6 protein-coding genes are annotated in these 4,899 nt (G+C 42.7%); 5 read left to right on the forward strand and 1 reads right to left on the reverse strand.

What is annotated here, in order from left to right; genetic code table 11:
* Window positions 1-21 precede the first annotated feature (21 nt).
* The 5 genes from liaF (at window position 22) to tig (ending at window position 4,389) form a co-directional block, all read left to right on the forward strand.
* A complete protein-coding gene (gene liaF / locus O3622_RS09890) occupies window positions 22-720 on the forward strand; it encodes a cell wall-active antibiotics response protein LiaF (protein WP_371607408.1) in 699 nt (232 codons plus the stop codon).
* A complete protein-coding gene (locus tag O3622_RS09895; RefSeq protein WP_371607409.1) occupies window positions 717-1,715 on the forward strand; it encodes a sensor histidine kinase in 999 nt (332 codons plus the stop codon). The genes liaF and O3622_RS09895 overlap by 4 nt, the downstream gene beginning before the upstream one ends.
* Before the next feature lie 10 nt (window positions 1,716-1,725).
* Window positions 1,726-2,358, forward strand: a complete 633-nt coding sequence (locus tag O3622_RS09900; RefSeq protein ID WP_044021303.1) for a response regulator transcription factor — start codon at window positions 1,726-1,728, stop codon at window positions 2,356-2,358.
* Entirely contained in the window at window positions 2,359-3,015 is a 657-nt protein-coding gene (locus O3622_RS09905) for a DNA alkylation repair protein (RefSeq protein WP_042902849.1), read from the forward strand.
* Window positions 3,016-3,105: 90 nt separating this feature from the next.
* Window positions 3,106-4,389: a trigger factor gene (gene tig / locus O3622_RS09910; RefSeq protein WP_000116506.1), complete on the forward strand. Its 1,284-nt coding sequence runs from the start codon at window positions 3,106-3,108 to the stop codon at window positions 4,387-4,389.
* 50 nt (window positions 4,390-4,439) lie between these two features.
* On the opposite strand, the gene O3622_RS09915 is transcribed toward tig, so the two are convergent.
* Window positions 4,440-4,899, reverse strand: a 460-nt coding sequence (locus tag O3622_RS09915) for an ATP-binding domain-containing protein (RefSeq protein ID WP_371607410.1), incomplete at its 5' end; no start/stop codon positions are given.

The raw sequence follows: 4,899 nt of genomic DNA on the forward strand, positions 1-4,899 counted from the left end.
TAGAAGGGAGAGGATGCATCTATGAAAAAATTTCAAATCTTTTTATTTATTGAAGCCTGTCTGTTGACGGGAGCTCTGATTTTGATGGTATCAGAGCATTTTTCGCGTTTTCTGCTGATTCTGTTCCTCTTTTTGCTCTTGCTGCGCTATTATACAGGTAAAGAGGGCAACAACGTCTTCCTCCTTGTAACGACTATTCTTTTCTTTTTCATCGTCATGCTCAATCCCTTTGTGATTTTAGCCATCTTTGTAGCGGTGATCTACAGTCTCTTTCTTCTCTATCCAATGATGAATCAAGAAAGAGAGGAGACGGACTTGGTCTTTGAAGAGGTGGTGACGGTTAAAAATGAACGCAATCCTTGGTTTGGTAATCTCCATCATTTCTCTAGTCACCAGACCTGCCAGTTTGACGATATCAACCTCTTTCGCCTCATGGGCAAGGACACCATTCATTTGGAAAGAGTTATCCTAACCAATCATGACAATGTCATTATCCTTAGAAAGATGGTCGGAACGACTAGGATTATCGTACCTGTTGATGTGGAAATCAGCCTCAGTGTTAACTGTCTTTATGGAGATCTTACTTTCCTCCATCAACCCAAGAAATCCCTTCGCAATGAACACTATCATCAGGAGACCAGAGACTATCTCAAGAGTAACAAGAGTGTCAAGATTTTCCTAACTACTATGGTTGGCGATGTGGAGGTGGTCAGAGGATGAAAAAGCAATCTTATCTGTTAATCGGCCTGACTTCACTCCTCTTTATTCTCTTTTTGGCTAATAGTCTGCTTGATATTCTAAATCTTGATTGGTCCTATTTGCTACAGGATATCGAGAAAACAGAGAAACTCATCTTCTTGATCTTGGTCTTTAGCCTTTCCATGACCTTCTTTTTTGTCCTCTTTTGGTGCGTGATAGAAGAAGTCTCTCGCAGAAAAATGCAGGTCAATCTCAAGCGACTGCTAGCAGGAAAAGAGGTGGTTGCCTTTGCAGATCCAGACTTGGATGCCAGTTTTAAGTCCTTGTCTGGCAAGCTCAACCTCTTGACAGAGGCTGTTCAAAAGGCTGAAAATCAAGGCCTGGTCAGGGAAGAAGCAATCATCGAGAAAGAACGGAAGCGGATAGCACGTGACTTACATGATACGGTTAGTCAGGAGTTGTTTGCGGCCCATATGATTTTATCAGGTGTCAGTCAGCAGGCTTTGAAGCTGGATAGAGAAAAGATGCAGACCCAGTTGCAAAGTGTCGCAGCCATCCTAGAGACTGCCCAGAAAGATTTGCGGGTCTTGCTCTTGCATTTGCGACCAGTTGAGTTGGAAGAGAAGAGTTTGATTGAGGGGATTCAAATCCTCTTAAAAGAGCTTGAGGACAAGAGTGATCTCAAGGTTAGTCTCAAGCAAAATGTGTCTAAATTGCCCAAGAAAATCGAAGAGCATATCTTCCGCATTTTGCAGGAATTGATTAGCAATACCCTTCGCCATGCCCAGGCATCTTGTTTGGATGTCTACCTCTATCAGACAGATGTTGAATTGCAGCTGAAGGTGGTGGATAATGGGATTGGTTTCCTGTTGGGGAGTTTAGATGACTTGAGTTATGGACTGCGAAACATCAAGGAGCGAGTCGAAGATATGGCAGGAACGGTTCAACTCTTGACAGCACCTAAGCAAGGACTGGCGGTCGATATCCGTATTCCCCTGTTAGATAAGGAATCATAAAGGAGTAGAGATGAAAATTTTACTGGTAGATGACCATGAAATGGTCCGATTGGGCTTGAAAAGCTATTTTGACCTCCAAGACGATGTAGAAGTTGTGGGCGAAGCTGCCAATGGGGCTCAAGGTATTGACTTGGCCTTGGAATTGCGTCCAGATGTCATTGTCATGGATATTGTCATGCCTGAGATAAATGGGATTGATGCAACCTTGTCCATCCTCAAAGAATGGCCTGAAGCCAAGATTTTGATTGTGACCTCTTACTTGGACAATGAAAAAATCATGCCAGTCTTGAACGCTGGTGCCAAAGGTTATATGCTCAAGACTTCTAGTGCAGACGAACTGCTTCATGCAGTTCGTAAGGTTGCTGCTGGGGAGTTGGCCATTGAGCAAGAAGTTAGTAAGAAAGTCGAATACCACCGCAATCATATAGAGCTTCATGAAGAACTGACTGCGCGTGAGCGAGACGTGCTTCAACTCATCGCCAAGGGCTATGAAAATCAGCGCATTGCAGATGAACTCTTTATCTCCCTAAAGACGGTGAAGACCCATGTATCCAACATCCTAGCCAAGCTTGAGGTCAGCGATCGCACTCAGGCTGCAGTCTATGCCTTTCAGCACCACTTGGTAGGGCAGGAGGACTTTTAGATGAGTCTTGCAGATTTACTTGAGGAGCTAGAAGCAGCAAAAGACCCTGAAAAAGCAGGGCCTATGGAAGCCTATATGCGCCATCAATTTCCCTTTTTAGGTATTGCAGGTCCTGAAAGAAATGCACTCTATAAAAAATACTTTCCAAGCGCGAAAAAAACAAGAATTATCGATTGGGATTTTGTAGACACTTGCTGGGAAAAGGAACCTAGAGAATACCAATATGTGGCTGCCAACTATTTGAAAGCTATGCAGTCTTATCTAACGAAGGACGATTTGCCTAAACTTGAGCGTCTGGTCGTGACCAAGTCCTGGTGGGACACGGTAGATATCCTAGATCGAGTAGTAGGAAGTTTGGTGGCCGACCATCAGGAACTTGAAGAAGTGATTTTAAAATGGAGCCTCTCAGACAATATCTGGCTGAGACGAGTCGCTATTGACCACCAGTTGTTAAGAAAAGAGAAAACAAATGTCCAACTGATGGAAAAGATTCTGCTCAACAATCTGGACCAGACAGAATTTTTCATCACCAAAGCCATCGGCTGGGCTCTAAGAGACTACTCTAAAATCAATCCCGAATGGGTAGCACGTTTTATTGAAAAAAATAGGAAACGAATGGCTGAACTTAGTATCAAGGAAGCGAGCAAGTACCTCTAGCACTATTGAAAAGCGCATTCATTACTTGAAAAAAGTCGCTATTATATGGTATAATGGACTGTATTAAAAATTTTAAGGAGAAATGACAGAATGTCTGTATCATTTGAAAACAAAGAAACAAACCGTGGTGTCTTGACTTTCACAATCTCTCAAGACCAAATCAAACCAGAATTGGACCGTGTATTTAACTCAGTAAAGAAAACTCTTAACGTTCCTGGTTTCCGTAAAGGTCACCTTCCACGCCCTATCTTCGACCAAAAATTTGGTGAAGAAGCTCTTTATCAAGATGCAATGAACGCACTTTTGCCAAACGCTTATGAAGCTGCAGTAAAAGAAGCTGGTCTTGAAGTCGTTGCGCAACCAAAAATTGACGTAACTTCAATGGAAAAAGGTCAAGACTGGGTTATCACTGCTGAAGTCGTGACAAAACCTGAAGTAAAATTGGGTGACTACAAAAACCTTGAAGTATCAGTTGATGTAGAAAAAGAAGTAACTGACGCTGACGTTGAAGAACGTATCGAACGCGAACGCAACAACTTGGCTGAATTGGTTATCAAAGAAGGCGCTGCTGAAAATGGCGACACTGTTGTTATTGACTTCGTTGGTTCTATTGACGGTGTTGAATTTGACGGTGGAAAAGGTGAAAACTTCTCACTTGGACTTGGTTCAGGTCAATTCATCCCTGGTTTTGAAGACCAATTGGTTGGACACTCAGCTGGCGAAACTGTTGATGTAGTTGTAACATTCCCAGAAGACTACCAAGCAGAAGACCTTGCAGGTAAAGAAGCTAAATTCGTAACAACTATCCACGAAGTAAAAGCTAAAGAAGTTCCAGCTCTTGATGATGAACTTGCAAAAGATATCGACGAAGAAGTGGAAACTCTTGACGAATTGAAAGAAAAATACCGCAAAGAATTGACTGCTGCGAAAGAAGAAGCTTACAAAGATGCCGTTGAAGGTGCAGCAATCGATAAAGCTGTAGAAAACGCTGAAATCGTAGAACTTCCAGAAGAAATGATCCATGAAGAAGTTCACCGTTCAGTAAATGAATTCCTTGGAAACTTGCAACGCCAAGGTATCAACCCTGACATGTACTTCCAAATCACAGGAACTACTCAAGAAGACCTTCACAAACAATACGAAGCAGAAGCTGAGTCACGTACGAAGACTAACCTTGTTATCGAAGCAGTTGCCAAGGCTGAAGGATTTGACGCTTCAGAAGAAGAAATCCAAAAAGAAATCGAGCAATTGGCAGCAGACTACAACATGGAAGTTGCACAAGTACAAAACTTGCTTTCAGCTGACATGTTGAAACACGATATCACTATCAAAAAAGCTGTTGAATTGATCACAAGCACTGCAACAGTTAAATAATCTTAAAAGAGAAAAAGCCCACCTGACTAGGTGGGTTTTCTGTTGCACTATTATCCAAAAATCTCTTTGAGGTCTGCATCTGTAATCCCGATCATGGCTGGGATGCTAGACCAGTTTTCCTCGGTGAGGATGTAGAATTGTTCAGAGTCACTTGGTGTGGCAGTTTCAGAGAAGGCTTGTTTGCTTTCTTCAATATTAGTTTCAATTAAATCACTGAAACGCTCAATCAGATAGGTCTTGCGGGCAGTCCCGATATGCTTGACTGCATAGTCAAAGGCCTGTAATTCGCCAAGAAGGATGAGCTTGCTCTTGGCCCGTGTGATAGCTGTGTAGATGAGATTTCGCTCCAGCATGCGCTTGCTAGCACTGGTGATGGGCAGGATGACAACGGGAAACTCACTCCCCTGAGATTTATGAATACTCATGGCATAGGCTAGTCGAATCTTGTACCATTCGTTACGTGGGTAGATGACCTCATTGCCATCAAAATCAATGACAATCTCGTCTTGT

Source organism: Streptococcus sp. 27098_8_51, assembly GCF_041432205.1.
Lineage (GTDB): Bacteria > Bacillota > Bacilli > Lactobacillales > Streptococcaceae > Streptococcus.

Coding starts and splice junctions, on each gene's coding strand:
- liaF (WP_371607408.1), top strand. CDS start 22: ATGAAAAAATTTCAAATCTTTTTATTTATTGAAGCCTGTCTGTTGACG.
- O3622_RS09895 (WP_371607409.1), top strand. CDS start 717: ATGAAAAAGCAATCTTATCTGTTAATCGGCCTGACTTCACTCCTCTTT.
- O3622_RS09900 (WP_044021303.1), top strand. CDS start 1,726: ATGAAAATTTTACTGGTAGATGACCATGAAATGGTCCGATTGGGCTTG.
- O3622_RS09905 (WP_042902849.1), top strand. CDS start 2,359: ATGAGTCTTGCAGATTTACTTGAGGAGCTAGAAGCAGCAAAAGACCCT.
- tig (WP_000116506.1), top strand. CDS start 3,106: ATGTCTGTATCATTTGAAAACAAAGAAACAAACCGTGGTGTCTTGACT.